This is a genomic window from Pseudomonas sp. S34 (assembly GCF_009866745.1).
GTDB lineage: Bacteria > Pseudomonadota > Gammaproteobacteria > Pseudomonadales > Pseudomonadaceae > Aquipseudomonas > Aquipseudomonas jessenii.
In genome coordinates, this window is record NZ_CP019398.1 from 3578888 (window position 1) to 3602308 (window position 23421).

The 23421-nt window shown below is 58.1% G+C and carries 21 protein-coding genes, 1 tRNA gene and 4 pseudogenes; 15 read left to right on the forward strand and 11 right to left on the reverse strand.

All coding sequences use genetic code 11. The features are described 5' to 3' along the window. Positions 1–41: 41 nt before the first annotated feature. The 3 genes from PspS34_RS15935 to PspS34_RS15945 all read right to left on the reverse strand — a co-directional run bounded on the left by PspS34_RS15935 (position 42) and on the right by PspS34_RS15945 (position 3128). Positions 42–1250, reverse strand: a complete 1209-nt coding sequence (locus PspS34_RS15935; RefSeq protein WP_174245547.1) for a DSD1 family PLP-dependent enzyme — start codon at positions 1248–1250, stop codon at positions 42–44. A 74-nt stretch (positions 1251–1324) separates the two neighbouring features. Next, positions 1325–2713 carry a D-arabinono-1,4-lactone oxidase gene (locus tag PspS34_RS15940; protein WP_174245548.1) on the reverse strand — a complete coding sequence of 463 codons (1389 nt, stop codon included), beginning with the start codon at positions 2711–2713 and terminating at the stop codon, positions 1325–1327. A gap of 28 nt (positions 2714–2741) precedes the next feature. Continuing rightward, positions 2742–3128 (reverse strand): c-type cytochrome, encoded by a 387-nt coding sequence (locus PspS34_RS15945; protein ID WP_057714317.1) that lies wholly within the window; start codon positions 3126–3128, stop codon positions 2742–2744. A gap of 263 nt (positions 3129–3391) precedes the next feature. Here PspS34_RS15945 and PspS34_RS15950 point away from each other — a divergent pair, with 263 nt between their 5' ends. Together PspS34_RS15950 and PspS34_RS15955 are read left to right on the forward strand one after the other, a co-directional pair. Further along, the gene (locus PspS34_RS15950; protein ID WP_090455715.1) at positions 3392–5017 is read left to right on the forward strand and encodes an NADP-dependent glyceraldehyde-3-phosphate dehydrogenase; all 1626 of its coding nucleotides are present in this window, start codon (positions 3392–3394) and stop codon (positions 5015–5017) included. 44 nt (positions 5018–5061) lie between these two features. Next, positions 5062–6102, forward strand: a complete 1041-nt coding sequence (locus PspS34_RS15955; RefSeq protein WP_154946792.1) for an FUSC family protein — start codon at positions 5062–5064, stop codon at positions 6100–6102. A gap of 16 nt (positions 6103–6118) precedes the next feature. Here PspS34_RS15955 and PspS34_RS15960 read toward each other — a convergent pair whose 3' ends face one another. Then, positions 6119–7012, reverse strand: a complete 894-nt coding sequence (locus tag PspS34_RS15960; protein WP_154859759.1) for a DMT family transporter — start codon at positions 7010–7012, stop codon at positions 6119–6121. A gap of 136 nt (positions 7013–7148) precedes the next feature. On the opposite strand from PspS34_RS15960, the gene PspS34_RS15965 reads away from it, so the two are divergent. Further along, positions 7149–7586 (forward strand): Lrp/AsnC family transcriptional regulator, encoded by a 438-nt coding sequence (locus PspS34_RS15965; RefSeq protein ID WP_046038550.1) that lies wholly within the window; start codon positions 7149–7151, stop codon positions 7584–7586. A 56-nt stretch (positions 7587–7642) separates the two neighbouring features. After that, entirely contained in the window at positions 7643–7972 is a 330-nt protein-coding gene (locus PspS34_RS15970; protein WP_090455721.1) for a YceK/YidQ family lipoprotein, read from the forward strand. A gap of 60 nt (positions 7973–8032) precedes the next feature. Here PspS34_RS15970 and PspS34_RS15975 read toward each other — a convergent pair whose 3' ends face one another. After that, a complete protein-coding gene (locus tag PspS34_RS15975; protein WP_057714309.1) occupies positions 8033–8704 on the reverse strand; it encodes a Bax inhibitor-1/YccA family protein in 672 nt (223 codons plus the stop codon). A 123-nt stretch (positions 8705–8827) separates the two neighbouring features. Between PspS34_RS15975 and PspS34_RS15980 the strand changes: the two genes are divergently transcribed. The 6 genes from PspS34_RS15980 (at position 8828) to PspS34_RS16005 (ending at position 15140) form a co-directional block, all read left to right on the forward strand. Further along, positions 8828–8915: transfer RNA gene (locus PspS34_RS15980), tRNA-Ser, on the forward strand. Positions 8916–9527: 612 nt separating this feature from the next. Continuing rightward, entirely contained in the window at positions 9528–10928 is a 1401-nt protein-coding gene (gene gabP, locus PspS34_RS15985; RefSeq protein ID WP_154859722.1) for a GABA permease, read from the forward strand. Between the two features lie 97 nt (positions 10929–11025). After that, positions 11026–12147 (forward strand): GlxA family transcriptional regulator, encoded by a 1122-nt coding sequence (locus tag PspS34_RS15990; protein WP_150815111.1) that lies wholly within the window; start codon positions 11026–11028, stop codon positions 12145–12147. Positions 12148–12220: 73 nt separating this feature from the next. Next, complete coding sequence (locus tag PspS34_RS15995) at positions 12221–13342, forward strand: Re/Si-specific NAD(P)(+) transhydrogenase subunit alpha (RefSeq protein ID WP_102685615.1); 1122 nt, start codon at positions 12221–12223, stop codon at positions 13340–13342. A gap of 11 nt (positions 13343–13353) precedes the next feature. Further along, entirely contained in the window at positions 13354–13707 is a 354-nt protein-coding gene (locus PspS34_RS16000; RefSeq protein WP_057712569.1) for an NAD(P) transhydrogenase subunit alpha, read from the forward strand. Next, a complete protein-coding gene (locus PspS34_RS16005) occupies positions 13704–15140 on the forward strand; it encodes an NAD(P)(+) transhydrogenase (Re/Si-specific) subunit beta (RefSeq protein ID WP_057712570.1) in 1437 nt (478 codons plus the stop codon). The genes PspS34_RS16000 and PspS34_RS16005 overlap by 4 nt, the downstream gene beginning before the upstream one ends. 77 nt (positions 15141–15217) lie before the next feature. Here the strand turns inward: PspS34_RS16005 and PspS34_RS16010 are convergent, their stop codons facing one another. Beyond that, positions 15218–16321, reverse strand: coding sequence for a GlxA family transcriptional regulator (locus PspS34_RS16010; RefSeq protein WP_150815365.1), 1104 nt, complete (start codon positions 16319–16321; stop codon positions 15218–15220). Positions 16322–17155: 834 nt separating this feature from the next. Here PspS34_RS16010 and PspS34_RS16015 point away from each other — a divergent pair. Then, a pseudogene (locus tag PspS34_RS16015) lies at positions 17156–17440 on the forward strand (transposase); the annotation flags it as partial. 140 nt (positions 17441–17580) lie between these two features. On the opposite strand, the gene PspS34_RS16020 reads toward PspS34_RS16015, so the two are convergent. Continuing rightward, positions 17581–18531: a GlxA family transcriptional regulator gene (locus PspS34_RS16020; protein WP_154908412.1), complete on the reverse strand. Its 951-nt coding sequence runs from the start codon at positions 18529–18531 to the stop codon at positions 17581–17583. Positions 18532–18636: 105 nt separating this feature from the next. Here PspS34_RS16020 and PspS34_RS16025 point away from each other — a divergent pair. The 3 genes and pseudogenes from PspS34_RS16025 to PspS34_RS16035 form a co-directional block, all read left to right on the forward strand. Further along, positions 18637–18905: pseudogene (locus PspS34_RS16025) on the forward strand (SDR family NAD(P)-dependent oxidoreductase); the annotation flags it as partial. A 198-nt stretch (positions 18906–19103) separates the two neighbouring features. After that, entirely contained in the window at positions 19104–19523 is a 420-nt protein-coding gene (locus tag PspS34_RS16030; RefSeq protein ID WP_154908414.1) for an organic hydroperoxide resistance protein, read from the forward strand. A gap of 172 nt (positions 19524–19695) precedes the next feature. After that, complete coding sequence (locus PspS34_RS16035; RefSeq protein WP_174245522.1) at positions 19696–20559, forward strand: NmrA family NAD(P)-binding protein; 864 nt, start codon at positions 19696–19698, stop codon at positions 20557–20559. A gap of 120 nt (positions 20560–20679) precedes the next feature. Here the strand turns inward: PspS34_RS16035 and PspS34_RS16040 are convergent. Continuing rightward, a pseudogene (locus PspS34_RS16040) lies at positions 20680–20964 on the reverse strand (transposase); the annotation flags it as partial. A 593-nt stretch (positions 20965–21557) separates the two neighbouring features. Then, positions 21558–21776 carry a GDCCVxC domain-containing (seleno)protein gene (locus PspS34_RS16045; RefSeq protein ID WP_150813972.1) on the reverse strand — a complete coding sequence of 73 codons (219 nt, stop codon included), beginning with the start codon at positions 21774–21776 and terminating at the stop codon, positions 21558–21560. 165 nt (positions 21777–21941) lie between these two features. Between PspS34_RS16045 and merR the strand changes: the two genes are divergently transcribed. After that, positions 21942–22340 (forward strand): Hg(II)-responsive transcriptional regulator, encoded by a 399-nt coding sequence (merR, locus tag PspS34_RS16050; protein ID WP_154861903.1) that lies wholly within the window; start codon positions 21942–21944, stop codon positions 22338–22340. Positions 22341–22490: 150 nt separating this feature from the next. Here merR and PspS34_RS16055 read toward each other — a convergent pair whose 3' ends face one another. Both PspS34_RS16055 and PspS34_RS28625 read right to left on the reverse strand, forming a co-directional pair. Next, the gene (locus tag PspS34_RS16055) at positions 22491–23033 is read right to left on the reverse strand and encodes a histidine phosphatase family protein (protein ID WP_159390145.1); all 543 of its coding nucleotides are present in this window, start codon (positions 23031–23033) and stop codon (positions 22491–22493) included. Between the two features lie 17 nt (positions 23034–23050). After that, positions 23051–23260: pseudogene (locus tag PspS34_RS28625) on the reverse strand (oxidoreductase); the annotation flags it as partial. Positions 23261–23421: the final 161 nt, after the last annotated feature.

A 23421-nucleotide genomic window follows, 5' to 3' on the forward strand; every position in this document is an offset into this window, starting at 1 on the left:
GGCTTGCTCGCGAAGGCGTCGGGACAATCACCCAAAAAACATCAGGAATACACCGGCCAGCTATCCACAATCCGCCCACCCCGAACCGCCAGCAAATCCCCGAACTGCAACAACACCGACTCCGTCTGGGCAGGCCGCAAGAACACCTGGTCCTCAACCGTCAGCCCCACCGCGGCCGAACCATTGACCATTTCCTGGTTCGAGCTGCGGCCATACACGCCATTGCTCTGCAACCCCGCTGGCGATTCGAACTCCGCCATCCAGTTACCGCCATAGATGAAATACGTCTCGCGCTGATTGGTGTCCCACCAGGAAAACAGCCTGGACTTGCCATCCAGCGCCGGGATGTTTACAGCCCCGGTGCTTTTCAGCACCGGCGTGGCGATAAAAGCGGCCGGCACATGCTCCGCCAGTGACGGCAAATCATAATGAGTGGGCTTGAGCAGCCCCGTCCCCACCGACACTTCGCTGCTGAGCTGTTCGTGTTCATGCATGCGATAGCTCGGGCTGCCGGCCGTATTGAGGGTCAGCCCTTCGCGCCACAAACCGGGGTATTGCTGACGGGTGAAATCGACGCAGCGGTTGTAAACCACCATCACCTTGGCGAACAGCTCCTCGGGCGAGCCCAGGATCCCCGGCACGCCCATGCCCACGAACGGGTCGTAGCCCATGTACCCGGCGAATTCCAGGTGCTGCGGGTGCTGGCTGATCAGCGCCAGCATCTGCCCGAGTACGCCAAGGTCACTGACGCCACCGCGATGCAGCCCGACATCCAGTTCGATGTTCACCCGTATTCGCGTGCCCAGCCCTTGAGTCAGGGCGAGGTATTGCTGCAAGCGTTGCGGCGTATCGAGCAACCATTGCAATTGCTTCGAAGGGTCGAAAGAACCCTTGTGCGACTGATAGAACAACTCGGCCGAACGCACCGGCAGCGGCTTGCCCAGCAGAATATCGGCCTCGGCAAACTGCACCGCGTCATGATTGAGAAACGGTTGGTGAAACGACATCAGCCGTTGCGTACCGGCGCGCTGGGCGATGTAGGCCAGAAGCCCCGGTGCCGGCAGTGATTTTTCCACCAGGCGCAGGTGCTTGCCGGCGCGCTTGACCGATTGCATCACCACATCGATGTTGTGATCCAGCCGATCAAGGTCGATCAGCATCACCGGTCGCATCGGGCCGTGGTCCTTGAGTTCGCGGTTCAGCGCAAGGAAGTAATCGCTGTACGGCGCGCCTCGGTCACCCGGCCGCAGCCACGCCCCGACACCCACCAACAAGGCGCCGACACCGGCGGTGCCGAGCAAGAAATTGCGGCGATTGACGGCCATCAGCTCACCCCCAGAATGGATGACAAGTGCGCGTTGAGAAATTTGCCGCTGGGGTCGAGCGCCTGCCGCACCTGGATGAATTCCTGCCAGCGCGGGTACAGCGGCTGCAGGTTTTTCGCATTCAGCGTGTGCAACTTGCCCCAGTGCGGCCGGCCGTTGTACTTCCAGAAAATCGGCTCGATGGCGGCGAAGAAGTTGTGATGATCCATCTGGTAATGCTGGTGGACCGAGATCGAACAGCTGTCGCGACCTTCGAACATGCTCAGGGGAATGTCGTCGGCCTTGACGTAACGGTACTCGATCGGAAACCAGGTGCGCAGGTCCTTGTCCTGGATCAGTTTGAGGATCTCGCGCAAACAGGCTGGGCCGTACTCGGCCGGCACGGAGTATTCCATTTCATTGAAACGTACCGTGCGCACGTTGGCATAGATGTCGAACGAGTCACCCACCCGGTCATCGAAACTGGCCAGGTGGCGCAAGTTATTGAGCGTCGTGCGACGCAGGTCCGGGAAGTCGCTGGCGTATTTGTCGATCTTCTCGATCAGCGTGACAAACTCGTTGCCGCCCTCCTCATCCGCCGGGACCAGTGGTGTAACCGGGTCGCCGGTTTCGTTCAGGGCGATCGACAGGGCGTAGTCGGAATGGGTCACCACGAGCATTTCCCAGTGCTGGTTTTCCCGGGTGTTCTTGTCCAGGTCTTCCAGTAACTCTTCGGTTTTAGCGATCCATTGGCGCTCCCGCAATCGATACGCCGGGCGGTTTTGCAGGCGTACCCTGGTGGCCACGCCCAGCGCGCCCAGGGACACCCTCGCGGCACTGAACACTTCAGGATGGCGGCTGGCATCGCAGTCCAGCACGTCGCCGTTGGCGGCCACCAACTGCAAGCCGCAGACATGCGCCGAATACGATTGAAAGTCTTTGCCGGTGCCGTGGGTCGAGGTCGAGATCGCGCCGGCAAGGGTCTGGTAATCGATGTCAGCCATGTTTTGCAGGGCCTGGCCGATGTCCTTGAGCGGCGTGCCCATGCGTGACATCGGCGTGCCGGCGGCGAACTCGGCCTGCAGCGTTTGCCGATCGTGATCGAGCAAACCCGTGAAATAGCTCAGCGACAGCAAGGTGCCGTCGGTGGGCACCAGCGCACTGAAGGAATGCGCCGAGCCCACCGGACGAATCTTGCCGGGGGCCTGGCGCACCACTTGCGTCAACTCATCCAGGTTCTTGGGCGCCAACCGCGCAGCCGGCAGGCAACTCTGGCCTCCCGACCAATTGCGCCAGGGAATCAGGCGTGGCGCGCGCAGCAGCTCGGCCACTGCCGGCGTTGAGCCGAGCGCGGTAAAGGCGCCAATGACGCTCGCCCGTTGCAACAACTGACGCCGTGTCAGGTCCATCGTCATGAATCGCACCCTGCCGTTCTTGTTATTGGATTTGCTGGCCGGACATAAAGGCAATCAGCGCCAGGAACTGTTCTTGCGAACACTGCATGCACATCCCCATCGGCGGCATGCCGTTGTAACCGTTGATCGCGTGATCGAGCAGCGTGTCGGCGCCCTGTAACACCCGTGGTTGCCAGGCCTTGATATCGCCGGTCAGCGGCGCCCCGGCCGCCGGATTGGCATGGCAAAGCTTGCAGCTGTTGTCGTAGACCTGCGCGAGTTCCGCGTCGGCGGGCCTCGCGGCACCTGCTTCGCTGCGGGTCGGCGGGTTGTTCGGCTCTTTGCCGCACCCTGCAAGCAACGCCGCAAAGACACAGCCCACCAAGGCCAAACAAAGGCTAGGCTTTTCAGTTAATCGGCTTGCCCGCATGGCTGTCCTCTCAATGGCTGCCCGGCCGGCCGGGTGCACTTTTTTGTTGTGATCAAGGAGAGTCAACATTAAGGCACCCCGCGCGGGCAGGTTGAGGGCATTGGGGGCCAACAAGGGGCGCTTCTGAGGCCATGACGCAAGGCACCGATAAGTCCCCGGACATCATGCTGTTCGGCAAAACCCTGAGATGAGTCATGACAAGCGTTGCTGAGGTCTGCTAAAACGATTCATCAGTGCATCAGCCAATCCAGAGGGGTAGCGACATGACCACAGCCAATAATCTGCAGAACCTGTTCCCTAGCCCCGCCGAGATCCCGGAAAAGTACCGCCTTGACGGCCAGACCGAGCAGCGCGAGTACTTGGTCGATGGCCAACTCAGAACCTGGAACGGGCCGCTGGCCCTGGTCCGCAGCCCGGTGTACCTGGCAGGCCCGAATGGCGATGAACAGGTGATCCTCGGCAGCACACCGCTGCTGGATGCCGACACCGCCTTGACCGCCCTCGACGCTGCAGTCCGCGCCTATGACCGTGGCCAGGGCCTGTGGCCGACCATGCGCGTGGCCGAACGCATCCAGCACGTCGAAACCTTCCTCGGGCGCATGCGCGAGCAGCGCGACGCCGTGGTCAAGTTGCTGATGTGGGAAATCGGCAAGAACCTCAAGGACTCGGAAAAGGAGTTCGACCGCACCTGCGACTACATCGTCGACACCATCAACGCCCTGAAGGAACTCGACCGCCGCTCCAGCCGTTTCGAACTGGAACAGGACACCCTCGGCCAGATCCGTCGCGTACCGATGGGCGTGGCCCTGTGCATGGGGCCTTACAACTATCCGTTGAACGAAACCTTCACCACGCTGATCCCGGCGCTGATCATGGGCAACACCGTGGTGTTCAAGCCGGCCAAGCTCGGCGTGCTGCTGATTCGCCCGCTGCTGGAGGCCTTCCGCGACAGCTTTCCGACCGGGGTGATCAACGTCATCTACGGCAGCGGCCGCGAGACGGTCAGTGCGTTGATGGCCAGCGGCAAGATCGACATCTTTGCCTTCATCGGCACCAACAAGGCCGCCAGTGACCTGAAAAAACTCCATCCGAGACCCCACCGCTTGCGCGCGGCGCTGGGCCTGGATGCGAAAAACCCGGGCATCGTCCTGCCCGAAGTGGATCTGGACAACGCGGTCAGTGAAGCGGTGACCGGTTCGCTGTCATTCAATGGCCAGCGCTGCACCGCTCTGAAGATCCTGTTTGTCCACGAAGACGTGGTCGAGTCCTTCATCGACAAATTCAATGCCAGGCTCGCCAACCTCAAACCCGGCATGCCCTGGGAAAGTGGCGTAGCCCTGACGCCACTGCCGGAATCGGGCAAGGTCGACTATCTGCATGCACTGGTGGCGGATGCCGAAAGCAAAGGCGCCAAGGTAGTCAACCCCAACGGTGGCGAGGCTCGTGCGTCATTCTTCTACCCGGCGGTGCTGTACCCGGTCACGCCGCAGATGCGGGTTTATCAGGAAGAACAGTTCGGCCCCGTCATCCCCATCGTGCCCTACCGTCATCTGGATACCGTGATCGACTACGTGCTGGAGTCGGACTTTGGCCAGCAATTGAGCATCTTCGGCACCAACCCGGTGGCGGTTGGCCGGCTGGTGGACACCTTCGCCAATCAGGTCGGGCGCATCAACCTCAATGCCCAGTGCCAGCGCGGCCCGGACACCTATCCCTTCAATGGTCGCAAGAACTCGGCCGAAGGCACCTTGTCGGTCCATGACGCACTGCGGGTGTTTTCGATCCGCACCCTGGTGGCGACCAAGTTCCAGGAGACCAACAAAGACCTGATCAGCGAGATCATCAGCGGCCGCAGTTCGAGCTTCCTGACCACCGACTACATCTTCTGAGGAGAGCCAGCCTGAGTACATCCAGAGCCCAACGATTGCCACCGCTGTTGCGCCGATTGCTGCGTCCGTTACTGGACCCGTACCGGCGCTACCGCCATGCCCGGGTGATCCATGCGGTGCGGGTGTCGCTCGGGTTGCTGGCAACGATCCTGCTGACCACCGGCATCAATCTACCCCACGGTGAGTGGGCGTCGGTGACCATGCTGGTGGTGATAGGCGGCTTGCAGCACCACGGCAACATCGGCAAGAAAGCCGCCGAGCGCGCCATTGGCACCTTGATCGGCGCCGGTGTCGGCCTGGTGTTGGTGGCACAACAGGCCTGGCTGGGGATGCCCTGGCTGACCTATTTCGCGATGTCGGTGGTCTGCGGGTTTTTCTCGTATCACGCCATCGGCAAGGGTGGTTACACGGCGCTGCTGTCGGCGATTACCGTGTTCATCGTCGCGGGGCACGGCGACAACCCGGTCACCGATGGCTTGTGGCGCGGGGTGGATATCCTGATCGGCATTGCCCTGGCCCTGGCGTTTTCCTTTGCCCTGCCGCTGTACGCGGTTTATTCCTGGCGCTACAACCTGGCCGATGCGCTACGTGATTGCGCGAAAGTCTACGGGCGCATCATTGACGGCCAGGCCATCACCGCCGACGAACACCTCAAGCTCATGACTCGCCTGAACGCGGCGATGGTGCAACTTCGCTCACTGATGCCCTCGGTGTCCAAGGAAGTGAAGATTTCCATGACCGAACTCGATGCCCTCCAGCGCAATTTGCGCATGTGCGTCAGCACCCTGGAAATCCTCGGCAATACCCGACCGGATGCCAATGACCTCGAGGCGATGTCGCTGATGCAAACGGCATTGAAAGCCGAGCATCGACAAATTCGCGTGCAATTGATCGGCATGGCCCGGGCGTTGAAATCAGGCGCCGCCCAGCGGCTCAATCGCCCCGTGGATGTACCGCTTGTCAGCCTTGATGCGCCGGTCTACAACACGCTGGACGGGTATCGTTTGCTGACCCAACAACTGGCCGCCAACGTCGGGGAGATGCGCCAGCGCTTGGCCAAGAGCGCGCCGCGCTGGAACATCTGACGCCCCTGGTTGGCACTCAAGGCGTCACCGTGCGCCGAAACTTCAGCGACCAGCCTTGTTGCATGCCGGCAGCGGCCAACAGAATCGCCGCGACTCCAATCCATTGCAGTGGCTCCAGGCGATGACCGAAGGCAAACCAGTCGACGAAAATCGCCGCGATCGGGTAGATGAAGGACAGCGCGCCCGTCAACGCCGTCGGCAGTTTTTGAATCGCGCCGTACAACAACACATACATCACGCCGGTGTGCACCATACCCAGCGTCACCAGGCTGGCCCACGCGCTTGGCGCCTGGGGCAATACGGAAAGATTCGCGAAGGGCGCGAGCAACAGCACGCCTGTGCTGACCTGGATCAGCGCGATCAAATGCGGTGGGGTTCCAGTCAGGCGCTTGATGATCAACGCGGCAATTGCGTAGAGAAACGCCGCGCCCAACGCCAAGGCAATGCCCGTCAGGTAATCGCTGCCGCTTTCGCCCTGGCTGCCATGGGCACTGACAATCGCCAGCATCCCGAGAAACGAAACACCCAGCCAGGTCAGTTTCTGCGCGGTGATCTTTTCGTTGAGGAACAACGCCGCCAGCCCGACCAGCATGAAAGGCTGGACGTTATAGACGGCGGTGCCGATGGCAATTGACGCCCGGGAATAGGACGCGAACAACAGCACCCAGTTGCCGACGATCGCCACACCGCTGAGCACTGCGAGCAGGAACGTGGTGCGGGTCAGAATGCCGGGGCGCAGAAAGCCGAAAGCCGCGCAAATGAGCAGCAAGGTGCCAGCACCGAACAGGCAGCGCCAGAACACCACATCCAGCACCGGTTGCCCGGACACCAGCACGAACCAGCCGATGGTGCCGGAGATCAGCATGGCGGCCGTCATTTCGAACGAACCGCGGCGTAGGGTTTTGTCCATCATCAGACTCCTGTGTTTGTGGCCAAAGTATGCCAATGCACCCAGGGGCTACTCCAGAGCAAAAAGCAGGCTAAACTCGTGATCTGCCTTTTTTATCAAGGCCTTTTTTAAAAAATGCCTAACAGAGGGTTTCGCCATGACCGATGACATCGACCAGCTGCTGATCACGGCGCTGATGGAGGACTCGCGACGCTCGCTCAAGGCCCTGGCGCAAATCAGCGGCCTGTCTTCCCCCAGTGTTGCCGAGCGTCTGCGCCGCCTGGAAGAGCGAGGCGTGCTCAAGGGCTACACCGTTGAAATCGACCCGAAATGCTTCGGCTATCAACTCCAAGCCATCGTGCGTATTCGCCCGTTGCCGGGGCAATTGCAGGAAGTGGAGCGACAAATCATGGCCATTCCCGAATTCACCGAGTGCGACAAGGTCACCGGCGACGACTGTTTCATCGCGCGCCTGCATGTGCGCTCGATGGAACAACTGGACACCCTGCTCGACCGACTCAACACCCACGCTGAAACCAATACGGCGATCGTCAAGAAAACCCCGGTCAAGCGCCGGTTGCCGCCCATGGCGTGAGTGATATTTATTTCAGACTGAAGTAGATTGATGGTTTCCGGCGAAGGATTGACGGCATGAAAACTCAGGCAATGTTACTGGTGGCTACGATGTTGGCGGGTTGCGGCACGATTCAGACGGTTGTGCGCAGTGACGAAGTGGCCTCGAAAAGTCTCAAGGAACAAAAGAGTTACTGCGGCGCGGTACCGCGAATCTACAGCGGCGTGACCTACGACTTCTGCTACCTGAACGCGCCCCTCGAAGACGGCCGGGATGCGCAGGTACATGGTCCCGCCCCCGCTATCGTGCTGCTCGACGTGGTCGTGTCCGGGGCGATGGACACACTGCTGCTGCCCTACACAATCTACCGCCAGCAAGCCGACGGCAGCATCGTCATTACAGAGTAGGCCTGGATTTGTGGCAATAAAAAACCCGCCTGAGCGGGTTTTTTAGTTCAAGGCCGAGGATCAGTCATCGCGGCTCATGATGCCGAACAGCTGCAACAGGCTGACGAACAGGTTGTAGATCGATACATACAGGCTGATGGTAGCCATGATGTAGTTACGCTCGCCGCCATGAATGATGGCGCTGGTCTGGAACAGAATGCAGACCGAGGAGAACAGCACGAAACCTGCGCTGATCGCCAGTTGCAGGCCGCTGATCTGGAAGAACAGGCTCGCCAGCGTCGCACCCAGCAGCACAAAGAAGCCTGCCGTGATGAAACCACCGAGGAAGCTCATGTCCTTGCGGGTAATCAGCACATACGCCGACAGTCCGCCGAACACCAGCGCCGTCATCGCGAAAGCCGAGCTGACCACTTCAGCGCCGCCCTGCATACCCAGGTAACGGTTGAGGATCGGGCCAAGCAGGAAACCCATGAAACCGGTCAGGGCAAATGCCGACACCAGGCCCCAGGCCGAATCACGGAGTTTGTTGGTGAGGAAGAAAAGACCATAGAAGCCGATCAGCACCACGAAAATGTTCGGGTAGCCAACATGCATCTGCTGGGCAACGTAGGCTGTCACACCGCTGAAAGCCAGGGTCAGGGCGAGCAAGCCGTATGTGTTGCGCAGGACGCGGCTAACCTCTAGCTGCTCAGCCTGCACGCTGTTATTAACTGCGTAATCCTGTTCGCGCATGGCGACACTCCTGTTGGTTTGAAACGTTCAGTCGCAAAGATCATAACAGACGCTCTGTAACAAGCTATGCAGAGAGTTTGACAGTGTGTTTCATTCAGGTATTATGGCGCCCGCAACGCAAACGGAGGTGTGGCCGAGTGGTTTAAGGCAACGGTCTTGAAAACCGTCGACTGTAACAGGTCCATGAGTTCGAATCCCATCGCCTCCGCCATCTTTATACGACAAAGCCCTGATTATTCAGGGCTTTGTCGTTTCTGGGGTTTGGGAATCGGTGCTGCTTTTCAGAGCCGTTACAAAACCATTTGGTAACCCCTCGACCAAGCTGAAAGCGCCGCTACAGGAAAAAGGTCGCCAACTGACCTTCTTGACCGACAGTAAACGGCTATGGATTCAGCCGGTCGCGACAGGCAGTAATCATCCAATCCGCTCTTCCCGCAGAGATCTCGCGGCCCTCGGCCCGAAACCTTCTCGGCCGCTTAAACCTTCCAGACAATCCCCATTCGTTGCTGCTTTAGCAGAATCCTCAAAAAAACAAAACGATTCCACCTGGCCAATTCGTGACCGATTGGTTTTCGCTGTGAACGTTAAATAGGCACGTGTCGATATCAGGCAAGGAGGTGGCGTGAACAGGTAACTGAATTATCGGACAAGCCGGGTAAGGTGGCGCCTCTTTTCATGGAAATAACCACATCGCGACGATGGGTTTGATAAGTACGGCAGCGTTTGAAGGGTGCCACTTTCAGGAAGCGGCAGCAGGAAACGATGATGATCCGTTGCCCCCATCACTTCGCTTAAATGTCGATCAGCAGAGAAAAAAAACCCGATGATTAGCCCGAGCTCCAAGGATTCGAATGGCCAATTGGCACAGGGCTTCAAGCCTCGTCACGTAACAATGCTGTCAATCGCCGGAATTATCGGCGCCGGTTTATTCGTTGGCTCAGGACATGCCATTGCAGCTGCTGGCCCGGCCGTCCTGCTGGCCTACCTATTCTCAGGCCTGCTTGTCGTTCTGGTCATGCGTATGCTCGGTGAAATGGCGGTGGCCAACCCGGACACAGGCTCGTTCTCCACCTATGCCGACCAGGCAATAGGTCGTTGGGCAGGCTTCACCATCGGTTGGCTGTACTGGTGGTTCTGGGTACTAGTGATCCCTATCGAAGCACTGGCCGCCGGCCATGTGTTGAACCAGTGGTTTCCCCAGATCGATGCCTGGCTGTTCGCCCTGGTGTCGATCATTGCGTTGGTGATCACCAATCTGTTCAGTGTCTCCAAGTACGGCGAATTCGAATTCTGGTTCGCCATGGCCAAGGTGGTGGCGATCATCGGTTTCATCGGCGTGGGTTTTGCCGTGCTGATGGGCTGGGTTCCCGATCGGGAAGTCAGCGGCTTGAGCGGACTGATGGCCGAGCATGGCGGATTTGCCCCCAACGGCCTGTCGGCGGTAGTCGGCGCTTTCATCACCATCATGTTCAGCTTCATTGGTACTGAAGCGGTCACCATCGCCGCCGCCGAATCCGACAATCCCTCGCAGAACATTGCCAAGGCCACGCGTTCGGTGATTTGGCGCATCGGCGTGTTCTACCTGTTGTCGATTTTCGTGGTCATCTCCGTGGTGCCCTGGAACGATCCGCTGCTCGCCCAGGTAGGCTCCTACCAGCGGGCACTGGAGATCATGAACATTCCCCACGCCAAGTTCATGGTGGACGTGGTGGTGCTGATCGCCGTGGCCAGTTGCATGAACTCCTCGATCTACATTGCTTCGCGCATGCTGTACTCGCTGGGCCGTCGTGGCGATGCGCCGAAGTCGCTGAAGGCGACTTCCTCCGAGGGCGTGCCGCGTGCAGCAGTCATCGCCAGCACCGTGCTGGGCGCGGCGATCACCGTGTGGAGCTACTTCATGCCCGCCGGGCTGTTTAACTTCCTGCTGGCCAGCTCCGGCGCGATTGCCTTGCTGGTGTACCTGGCCATTGCGGTGTCGCAACTGCGCATGCGCCGGATGTTGCGTCGGCAGAACGTTGAGCTGACCTTTCGCATGTGGCTGTTTCCATGGCTGACGTGGCTGGTGATTGCGTTCATATGCGCAGCGCTGGCAGTCATGATGATCACCCCTGAGCACCGTACCGAAGTCAGCACAACCATTGGCCTGGCGCTGGCGATTTCCTTTATCGGCCTTGTGACGTCGCGTCACCCTGCGCACGCTGCGAGGGTGACGTCAGTGGGATAAACCAAGGAGGTATTTGCGCCAAACCTGCTCCCTGCGCCAAGGCTGGGGAGTATTACCAGCTCCTGCGTCTCAGGCCGTAATCGCTCTCTGTGAGGACATGACCACGATGTCATCGAACTCCACCGTGTCCGACGGTACGACTCAATCCGTTGGTTTTCTGCTGCTGGATAAATTCACACTTATTTCCCTGGCGTCCGCAGTAGAGCCACTGCGCATGGCCAATCAGTTGTCGGGACGAGAGCTATATCGCTGGCATACGTTCAGCCCCGATGGAGAGCCTGTCTGGGCCAGTGACGGCGTGCCGATCACTCCGGATGCTTCGTGGAACAATCCATCAGTGGCGGACACTGTAATCGTGTGCGGTGGTGTTGGAATCCAGAACGTGATTACCCGCGAGCACATTACCTGGCTGCAAGCCTTGGCGCGTCAATCCAGACGGTTGGGAGGTGTGTGCACCGGCAGCTGGGCGCTCGCCAAAGCCGGGCTGCTCGACGGCTACGAGTGCAGCGTGCATTGGGAATTCTTGGCCGCCATGCAGGAAGCTTTCCCGCGAGTCAGCATCAGCGCGAGTCTCTTCACCCTGGACCGAAACCGATTCACAAGCTCCGGGGGAACAGCGCCGCTGGACATGATGCTGCACCTGATTGGTCGCGATCATGGTCGTGAACTATCCGCAGCCATCTCTGAGATGTTTGTTTACGAGCGCATACGCAACGAACAGGACCATCAGCGGGTTCCGCTCAGGCATGTGCTGGGAACTCATCAGCCTAAGCTGCAGGAGATCGTCGCGTTGATGGAGGCCAATCTCGAGGAACCGATCGACCTGGATAACCTTGCAGAATACGTTGATCTGTCACGTCGACAGCTGGAACGGCTATTTCAGAAATACCTTCACTGTACGCCGTCACGCTACTACTTAAGGTTACGTCTTATTCGAGCGCGACAACTGCTTAAGCAAACATCATTGTCGATCATTGAGCTGGCGTACGTATGCGGTTTCGTGTCCACACCACACTTTTCCAAGTGCTATCGCGAGTACTTTGGTGTTCCACCTAGCGACGAGCGTTCCGGCTCTGACATGAGTCGCAAACCGGCAACGCTTGCGACTACGCAGCAGTCATCAACTAAACCACTGACAGCGCTCGACCAGGCACGAAACGAATCGACTTTTGCCAGTGTTCGAATGATTGATCGTTTCGACTTGGCGGAGTCGTGCTGACAGGACGTCCCTGCCGCCCCCATTCATCCGTAGTGCATGGGTTTACTCAATAAGATCACGCAGGAGATTTGACGTGCACATTGGTGTTCCTCTCGAAACCCAGACCGGTGAAACACGGGTTGCTGCAACCCCGGAAACCATCAAGAAGCTGATCGGCCAGGGCCATAAGGTCACTGTACAAAGCGGCGCCGGCATCAATGCCAGCGTTGTCGACAGTGCCTATGAAGCGGCAGGCGCAAGCATTGGCAGCGCCAACGATGCGTTTGCTGCCGAGCTGATTCTCAAAGTCGTCGCCCCCAGCGACAGCGAGCTCGCCCTGATCAAGAGCGGCACCGTAGTGGTGGGCATGCTCAATCCGTTCAGCAATGAAACCATCGCCAAAATGGCCGAATGCGGCATTACCGCCTTTGCCCTGGAAGCCGCGCCGCGCACCTCCCGCGCCCAGAGCCTGGACGTACTGTCGTCGCAAGCCAACATCGCCGGCTACAAGGCTGTGTTGCTGGCCGCTCACTACTACCCGCGTTTCATGCCAATGCTGATGACCGCTGCGGGCACCGTGAAAGCGGCCCGCGTGCTGATTCTGGGTGCCGGTGTGGCCGGTTTGCAGGCCATCGCTACCGCCAAGCGCCTGGGGGCGGTGATCGAAGCGTCTGACGTGCGTCCTGCGGTAAAAGAACAGATCGAATCCCTCGGCGCCAAGTTCGTCGACGTGCCTTACGAGACCGATGAAGAGCGCGAATGCGCCGTCGGTGTCGGCGGTTACGCTCGCCCGATGCCGGCCAGCTGGATGCAGCGCCAGGCCGCGGCCGTGCACGAACGCGCCAAGCAGGCGGACATCGTTATCACCACCGCGCTGATTCCGGGCCGCAAGGCACCGACGCTGCTCAGCGCGCAAACCGTGGCCCAGATGAAACCGGGTTCGGTGGTCATCGATCTCGCGGCCGCCCAGGGCGGCAACTGCCCGCTGACCGTGGCCGACCAGGTGGTCGTCGAAAACGGCGTGACCATCGTGGGCCCGACCAACCTGGCCAGCGCCGTGGCGGCTGACGCTTCGGCGCTGTACGCCCGCAACCTGCTGGACTTCATGAAACTGTTGTTCGATAAAGAAGGACAACTGGTGATCAACCTTGAAGACGATATCGTCGCCGCGTGCCTGATGTGCCGCGACGGCCAGATCGTGCGCAAGAACGGCTGAGGATAAAAACAATGGAAGACATGCTGATCTCTGACGGTATCTACAACCTGATCATCTTCGTGCTGGCGATCTATGTCGGTTACCACGTGGTCTGGAACGTCACGCCTGCGCTGCACACCCCGTTGATGGCGGTGACCAACGCGATCTCGGCGATCGTGATCGTCGGTGCCATGCTGGCCGCCGCCCTCACCGTGACGCCACTGGGCAAGACCATGGGCACCCTGGCCGTGGCCCTGGCCGCGGTCAACGTATTCGGTGGCTTTTTGGTCACCCGCCGCATGCTGGAAATGTTCAAGAAGAAAGCGCCGGCAAAAGCTCCGGCCGCCAAAGCTGAAGCAGTCAAGGCCGAGGTGCAGCAAGCATGAGCATGAACCTGGTTACGTCCCTGTATTTGATCGCCTCGGTCTGCTTCATCCAGGCGCTCAAGGGCCTCTCGCACCCCACCACGTCGCGCCGTGGCAACCTGTTCGGCATGCTCGGCATGGGCCTGGCGATCCTCACCACGGTCGGCCTGATCTACAAGCTCGGTGCCGAACTGGCCCAGGACGGTATCGTCTACGTGATCGTCGGCCTGCTGATCGGCGGCACCGCCGGTTCGATCATGGCCAAACGCGTTGAAATGACCAAGATGCCGGAGCTGGTCGCCTTCATGCACAGCATGATCGGCCTGGCCGCGGTGTTCATCGCCGTGGCTGCCGTGGTCGAACCGCAGTCGCTGGGCATCGTCAAGCAACTCGGTGACGCGATCCCGGCCGGTAACCGCCTGGAACTGTTCCTCGGTGCCGCCATCGGTGCAATCACCTTCTCCGGTTCGGTGATCGCCTTCGGCAAGCTGTCTGGCAAGTACAAGTTCCGCCTGTTCCAGGGTGCACCGGTACAGTTCAGTGGCCAGCACAAGCTGAACCTGCTGCTGGGCCTGGCCACACTGGGCCTGGGCGTGACGTTCATGCTCACCGGCGACTACACCGCTTTCGGCGTGATGCTGGCGTTGGCCTTCGTGCTCGGCGTGCTGATCATCATCCCGATCGGCGGCGCGGACATGCCCGTGGTCGTGTCGATGCTCAACAGCTACTCCGGCTGGGCAGCGGCGGGCATCGGCTTCTCGCTGAACAACTCGATGCTGATCATCGCCGGCTCGCTGGTAGGTTCGTCCGGTGCAATCCTCTCGTACATCATGTGCAAGGCGATGAACCGCTCCTTCTTTAATGTACTGCTCGGGGGCTTCGGCAATACGGCGGACGCGGCCGGCCCGGCGGGTTCGAAAGAAGCCCGTCCGGTGAAGTCCGGTTCGGCCGACGACGCGACCTTCCTGCTGACCAACGCCGACACCGTGATCATCGTGCCGGGCTACGGTCTGGCGGTGGCACGTGCGCAGCACGCACTGAAAGAGCTGACCGAGAAGCTGACCCATCGCGGCGTGACCGTGAAGTATGCGATCCACCCGGTTGCCGGTCGTATGCCCGGCCACATGAACGTGTTGCTGGCCGAGGCCGAAGTGCCTTACGACCAGGTGTTCGAGATGGACGACATCAACTCCGAGTTCGGCCAGGCCGACGTGGTACTGGTGTTGGGCGCCAACGACGTGGTCAACCCGGCCGCGAAGAACGATCCGAAATCGCCGATTGCCGGCATGCCGATCCTCGAAGCGTTCAAGGCCAAGACCATCATCGTCAACAAGCGCTCGATGGCCAGCGGCTACGCCGGCCTGGACAACGAACTGTTCTACCTGGACAAGACCATGATGGTGTTCGGCGACGCTAAAAAGGTCATCGAAGACATGGTCAAAGCCGTCGAGTAACCCTCTGCGCAACACTTAAATGACGCGCCCTCCCCTATCCTGCGAACGTTATGCTTTCGCAGGATAGGGGTGAAGATTTATAGACGAACGCTGGCAAAGGTTGACTCGTTACGTGCCTGGCTCAACGCTGACAACGGCCCGGACAACGGCGACAGCACCAATGCTTGCGGCAGCGGCATCATCGCCACCTGCTGCGTGGTATTGGAGCCGACGCGCTCGTCACGCGGCGGAATGCCGAAGTACTCGCGGTAGCACTTGGAGAAGTGCGGCGTGGACACAAAGCCACAGATCGACGCCACTTCGATGATCGACATCGGCGTTTGCTTGAGCAACTGGCGCGCACGGACCAGGCGCAGTTTCAGGTAGTAACGCGACGGCGAGCAGTGCAGGTACTTCTGGAACAGCCGCTCCAGCTGGCGACGGGACACGTCGACATACACCGCCAGTTCGTCCAGGTCGATCGGTTCTTCGAGGTTGGCTTCCATCAACGCGACGATTTCCTGCAACTTCGGTTGATTGGTACCGAGCATGTGCTTGAGCGGCACGCGCTGGTGATCCTGTTCGTTGCGGATGCGCTCATAGACAAACATTTCCGAAATGGCCGCCGACAGTTCACGCCCGTGATCACGGCTGATCAGGTGCAGCATCATGTCCAGCGGCGCAGTACCGCCGGAGCTGGTGAAGCGGTTACGGTCGAGGGTGAACAAACGGGTACTCATTACTATCCGCGGGAAAGCTTCCTGCATCGCCGCCAGGCACTCCCAGTGCACACTGCAATCAAAACCATCGAGCAGTCCGGCGCAAGCCAGGGCCCAGCTGCCGGTGCACACCGCACCGAGTCGGCAGGCCTTGCGGGCCTGGCTTTGCAGCCAGGATACGTGTTCACGGGTAACGGTGCGCTGAATGCCGATGCCACCGCAAACGATGATCATGTCCATCGGCGGGGCTTTGTGCATGGAAGCGTCAGGGGTGATTTGCAGGCCGTCACTGGCCCAGACCTGGCCGCCATCGACGGTGAGGGTGGTCCAGCGATACAGCTCGCGACCGGACAACTGGTTGGCCATGCGCAGCGGTTCTACAGCGGACGCCAGAGAAATCAGCGTGAAATTGTCCAGCAACAGAAAGCCGATGGATTGAGGCGCACGGTTCTGGGGTTGAGCCCCGGAGTTGAACGTCGTCATCGCGGTATCTCCTCACACAAAGCGGGTGATTGGCCTCAGGCAAAGGCTCTTTTTATACTCCCATCCAAAAGTTGGTGGGGTTGGTCCTATTCAACCTGCAAAGGTCATACCCAATTACCTATGTTTGAACGGATCCAAAAACGACATCACCCAATGTCTCTACGCTGAGGGTTTTCAGGGCGGGAGCCATAAGGAAAACGCTTGATTTTGAGCGCGTGCTTATCAAGCGTGTGCACATTCGTAGCACATGCGCGAGAGATGCCTATAAACGACGACTTATTTGTAACCGACACTCACATGTCGGTTTTTGAAAACAATAATGACCAATGCCCGATTTTGGGCTGGCACAAGCGTCATGCGCTATAAAAGTGATCTGCGACCGGGAGCAGAAAGGCTTGCGCAGTATTACGATCAGTTTGGACGACTGCTATTGGCCGATTTCTGCCTGCGACAACCGGCTGAAATCGACCCAAATCTGACGGTTGCGACAGACAGAAATCGACCAAACAAGCTGCTGTAGCCAGAGCAAAAGTTGAAATACGCGGAGCAAGAGCAAAAAGGCAGATGCCAGAATAGTTTAACGGCTAGATGCTTTAGATTTTTATTGCCATTTTCTGGTAGTGGCTGGCAGAAAAGCCTAGGTTATTGGCTTAATTCGCAATTATGCAAAAAATCATAATTTATCTGCAGACATGTCTCGGCGACGAAAAGCCAAGTGTGCAGGAGGCTGGGGAAATAAGGTGAATAAAACCGTCTCTCAGTATCCTAGGTTCTGTACGAAAAGTCGGTGCGGGTAGAATCGCCGTCATGATTGGCTGGAGGCCCGCATGGCAAAAGGGGTACGACGCGGAGCACCTGCGTCAGTACTGCGACCGCTACCGCATGCAGCCGGTGATCCCACAGCGCACCATGAAGCGCAAACCCAACCCTGGGCTGCCCCGGCTGTTTGACCGTCCGAAGTACCGACAGCGGAACATCATCGAGCGGATGTTTGCCTGGCTGAAAGAGAGCCGGTGAATCGGCACCCGCTACGACAAGTTGGCCAAAAGCTTTGCCGCGATGGTCACGCTGGCCTGCACGCTTCGATGCCTACGGCATTACTTTTCGTACAAAACCTAGGGCTACGGGCGCCAAATGACTCTTATCGCAATCAATATGCCCCCTCCCAGGCCGGCGAAACTCAGAGCAATCAGGGTTACTGAGGGAGGGGCTTTTCATCGAATCTCGCGTACGGGTCGGCATTGACCCAGTTACCGTAGCTAAAGCGCGACACCTCGAGCATCCTGGCGCACCGCCTGGGGGGGCACACCATAACCTCGCATAAAAGCTTCGCGCATGTGTCGACGATCGCGAAACCCGGTTTCCCTCGCGATCATTTCTAGAGAGTGGCGGCTTTGTTCGATCATTAACCGCGCAGCCTCCAGCCGCAGACCTTCGATGGCCTTCGCTGGCGATTGCCCTGTTTCCGCGGTGAACACTCGGGTGAATTGGCGCGGGCTCAAGTGTGCGGTCTCTGCCAACTCCTCTACGCTGAGCGGCCGCGTCAGGTTTTGACGCACATAGTTCAGCACGTTCTGGATGCGATCCGACTTAGGGGCCAAGTCAAGCATCTCTGAATGTTGCGATTGCCCACCCGAACGGCGCTGGTGCATCACTAAATTGTGCGCAACCGAACGCGCTACGTCTGCCCCAAGGTCCTTTTCTACCATACCTAGGGCGAGGTCGAGTCCTGCGGTCATGCCGGCAGAGGTCCAGATTGGTCCGTCGATAATGTAGATGCGGTCATCGTCGACATCGATGTTCGGATAGCGCTTTTGCATTTCTTGGGCGAAAAACCAGTGGGTCGTGGCGCGGCGCCCATCGAGCAGACCGGCCTCGGCCAATATGAAGCCACCGGTGCAGACGCCAGCGGTGCGCCGTGCCTGACTACCGGCCTGTCGCACGAAGTCCAACACGGTCTCCACAGGCTCCGCGGTCAGTGGATCGGGGACCCCGACGATGATCCACGTGTCAGCCAGTCTGGGCGCCTCCATTGGGCGCGTATCAACTGCGAGCCCCAGCGACGAGCGCACCAGGCCACCAGCCGGCGAGAAAATCCCTATCGTGTAGAAAGGGCTCTTCACAACGAAATTAGCGTATTCGAACACCGTCTGCGTCCCCAATGTAAGCATCTGGAACCCATCCGTCAGCAGATAGCCGATGCGGTGCATACGCTTTTCCTCCGATGTCCTAAAAGACGACCATAAACGTCATTTAGGCCGCCGTCAAATCGGTGCAATATCAGCTTCAGGTTCACTCTCCCTCGGAGATCCAACATGGCTCACGCACATCCCAGCAGCGCACTCATCACCGGAGCCTCATTCGGTATCGGTGCGACCTACGCAGACTGTCTGGCGCGTCGCGGCTACGACTTGATCCTCGTGGCCCGTAATCGCGAACGTCTTAATGCCCTGGCTAACCGCATCACCCGAGAGACTCAGCGGACGGTTGAAGTACTTGAAGCCGATCTCAGCGACGGCAACGACCTGGCGTTGAAACCAAGCTGATAGAAGACGTGAACATATCTCTACTTGTCAAAACTAGTTTAGGTGTATTCGCAAACAAATCCTAAGTGCTTTAGAGCTTTGAATTCGTGTGGAAGATTTGACTCAGAGTTTCCACTGATTCAAATGTAGGGGCACGCCTGCATCTGCAAGTTAACTATTTAGCTATATCGGGTTTACGCCATTGCCCGATTACACTCGCAAATAAATGGCACACATCCAATTGATAAGGTATCCCCATGATCAACCAAATCGAAAACGTACTTTACACCGGAAAAACTCACACCACCGGAGGGCGTGCTGGCGAGTCGCACAGCGACGATGGTCGTCTGAACATAAAGTTGTCGACTCCAGGATCCTCCGGCGCTGGCACCAACCCCGAGCAGTTGCTAGCTGCTGGTTGGTCATCGTGCTTCATCGAGGCCATTGGAAAAGCCGCTGTCACGCTGAAAGTAACGCGCCCCACGGATGTGACCGTTGATGCCGAAGTGGATCTCGGCATCAACGGCAACGCATATTTCCTACAAGCACGCCTCAATGTCAGCATCCCCGGTGTAGATCCCGAAGTTGCTCGCTCGCTGGTCGATACTGCGCACTCTACCTGTCCCTATTCGAAGGCGACTCGCGGCAATATCGATGTTGAAATCAACTTGGTCTAACTCCGGCTTTTAACTCAGTTAACCGTCTGATTTGTTGCGCCGGAACCGTGGCATCACTGAATATTCTGTCGATAGAAGTGGTGCCCTCAACCCAGCATGTGACGATCCCAATGTGCGGGGAACTTCGAGTCTCTAATGAAGTTCCCTTGCCTACAACTAGAGGTGCTTACTGATGAAAACTTTTCTGGTTACAGGCGCTACCGGCGCAACAGGTTCTCCGACTGTCAAATTCCTGTTGGAGAAAGGTCATCGAGTAAATGCGTTTGTTCGCAGCGAAGATGCGCGCGCCCAAAAACTTCAAGATCAGGGTGCTAATGTCTTTGTAGGAGATCTGCTAAACCTCAAGCACGTTCGCACGGCAATGGAAGGCGTTGATGGGGCATACTTCTGCTATCCACTAACCGCGGGATTAGTTGAAGCGGCAGTGATATTTTCCCAAGCGGCAAGAGAACAAGGGGTAAAGCACATTGTAAATTTGTCCCAAAAGCAATCACGTCCCGATGCGCGCAGTCCGGCCACCCTAAATCACTGGATGTCCGAGCAAGTGTTTAGTTGGACTGGGATCCCCACCACTCATCTGCGTATTACCTTCTTTGCCGAGTGGATGCTCTACATTGCGCCCCTGATTCGGTTTGGCCGGTATGTCACGCCATTCGACCCTGACAGCCGATTTGCTCCCTTGGCTGCAAGTGATATCGGACGCATCGTTACAGGTATCCTGACCAATCCTGAAGGGCATGGCCATCAGACTTATGAACTGCATGGGCCAGAAGAATACAGCCACCAGGAACTAGCCGGCCTCCTGAGCACTGTTCTAGGCAAGGAGGTGCGCTTTGAACAGATCCCGGTTGAGGACTTCGTCTCCCTGCTGGGTCTGGACCACGATCGCTCCTATTTTTCGCATTTCAGTGCAGTAAAGATTGACCAACGTGAAAGGCGCTTGGAAGGTTTAGACAGCATCGGTACCGCTATCATCGGCCAGCCCCTGCTGACCCCTGCGCAGTTTATCGAACTGCACCGTAATCTGCTGACATAAACCCATCTCGGCATGGAGCATGATAACTGACTGCTCCATGCCGACTATTTTCAACTATGACAAGGTATTGGTGAGTTGGCATCCAGATACCTAGAATGTTCTGATTTTGCGCAGTTTTTACTAGGTTTTGTACGAAAAGTAATGCCGTAGGCATCGAAGCGTGCAGGCCAGCGTGACCATCGCGGCAAAGCTTTTGGCCAACTTGTCGTAGCGGGTGCCGATTCGCCGGCTCTCTTTCAGCCAGGCAAACATCCGCTCGATGATGTTCCGCTGTCGGTACTTCGGACGGTCAAACAGCCGGGGCAGCCCAGGGTTGGGTTTGCGCTTCATGGTGCGCTGTGGGATCACCGGCTGCATGCGGTAGCGGTCGCAGTACTGACGCAGGTGCTCCGCGTCGTACCCCTTTTGCCATGCGGGCCTCCAACCAATCATGGCGGCGATTCTACCCGCACCGACTTTTCGTACAGAACCTAGGCCTTTGGGGCGTTTTCTGCCGGTCAGAATACGAGGCGCGTTGGTCAAATCTGAACGGTGACGGTTTATGGCCGCACGCGCGATTGTTGTCCCGTACTTAATCCTTGTCCAAAAATGCCAGCAGTAAGGAAAAGAATATTTCCTATAAGTGCTGAAAATAGCCATGAAGACAATATTTTTTTACTTACGGCTATTGGCCGACAGCCGCCTATTGCGAGCGTCCGCTTTTTGGCCGATTTCTGCCTGTCACCAAGAGTAGCAACCGACCCATTGCAGGCACTCCCCAACGACTGTAATCGGGACAAAGCTAGCTGCCGAAAACGGCACCAAATGCGGACCGACCGATCGTCACCAATTGGGTCAAAGCCAATACAGGAGAGCCATGGTATACAACCAGCCGATGGTGAGGGTGATAGTGAGGTAGACCATCACGAGCACCAGAGCGTGATTCCACATGTCACTAACCTCCCATAACCACCGTTGGAGGCGCGTCAGGGGCGTCTGATCAACGGAATAAACATAGGTTAGGCCGTACCACAGCATCCGCGCTGCTCCTGAAACGGCGGGCACTTCACCGTGCCAAACGAACAGAACACACAGCAGTCACCGGGGTTAGGGCGTAGCAGGGTTTTGCAACTGCCACACTCGTAGAAGAACTGGCAGGCATCCGTGGGCATGGCCTCCTGCCTGGCGAAACCGCAATGCGGGCAGGTCAACACGGATTCGAGGATGACGGCGCTCATGGTTGCCTCATTTGTGCATGGTGGAGGGATAACCCGCATTCGTCGTCGCCTTGGTCAACGCCTCAGGGTCCGCCGATCTGTTGAGCCATCGTTTTCTTCATTGAATCGATCTAACCTAGAGTCACTCTACACTCCGTACCCGGGTACAGAATCAAGGGGCGTGTGATGGCGACAGGGCTGAGTATCGGCAAGTTGGCGGAAGCTGCCGAGGTGAACATCGAGACTATTCGCTATTACCAGCGACGCGGCTTGCTGGATGTGCCGCCAAAGCCGCTCAGTGGTTATCGGTACTATCTACCGGAGCAGGTCAAACGGTTGCGCTTCATCAAGAGGGCGCAGGCGCTGGGATTCACGCTGGATGAGGTGGGCGCACTGCTGACACTTGATGCGGCCTGCACTTGTCGCGAGACTCGAGCACTGGCCGTGCGCAAACTGGCCCTGATCGAGCAAAAGATGGCCGACCTTGCCGCAATTCGGCAGGTGCTGGGCGGACTGGTGCAGGAGTGCGATGCAGGCGACGGCGGGGCCGCTTGCCCTATCATCGATGTGCTGAACAGGGAGTGATGCCTGGTTGCAGGGCATCGTGCACAGGCGTCAGGCCAGCAACCCATGCAGCGCAATCGTAGGGCCGCTTGCTAGCGGTCAGGAATGACCGCTTGTGGCCGGATTCTGCCTGTCGCCACCCGCAGCAACAGGTATCTGTCCAGGCACCTTTTAAGCACCGCCATATTGATACACCGTCGCACTCCAATACTGGCTGCCGTTACGTTTTTGGCGAATCCATCCATCTGCCACCAGTTGTTTGGCGATCATTCGATTCATAAAGCCATGACCGAGCAGCAGAACCGGTCCTTCGCTGGCAAGGGACTGAAGTCGTCGAGCTGCCGTGCTGGCGCGCATCCTCGCAGTGCCGGCGGATTCGACTCTGCGTGAGTAACCGCACAACCATAAGACTCGAAGGATAAATGCCCATGTAAACGGCGATAGCCGTGGCAGTTTCCAGTGACCGTAAGGCAGTTGCGCTTCACAGAAAAGCGCGTCGACAAGGGCGGGTTTCAGGCCAAGAGCCTGGACGGAGGTCAGCGCACGAGGCGCGCTGCTTGAGACAATCACCGTGGCGGTTGCGGCGAGCTGCATGCTGGCATCCGGGACGGGTTGATCGGTTATTTCGGACTGGTTGTATTGCTCGATCCAGTCTTTCATATCGAGCGCTGACATTTTGTCGGTTGCGACCAGCTTTGGCTGGCCGTGACGCATCAGGATTATTTCCCTACTCACAGTATGTTTACGTCCTTGTTCAGGTGTGCGGTCAATGTGGAAGAAGTGCGGTTCCGGGAACTTAAGGTTTGACTCTCGAACCAATCGTGATCGCGGTACCACGCCACCGTGTCGGTGATTGTCAGCTCTAGCGCCCGGAAACTCAGGCCAAGCTCTTGTTCAGTTTTGCTGTGGTTGAAGCAGGTGCGGTCCTTCTCCGCGACTATCGCCATAAATGGGGCACTACACCCACCCAAACAGGGGTTTACCACCAAACTTGAGGAATATTCCCCACTCCCCCTTCTCTGGCTTAAAACACTTTAGAAACAGATTGTTAATTAGATTGAATTTTTTCTTCGCCCTACAGTAATGGCTCATTAGTTGCACA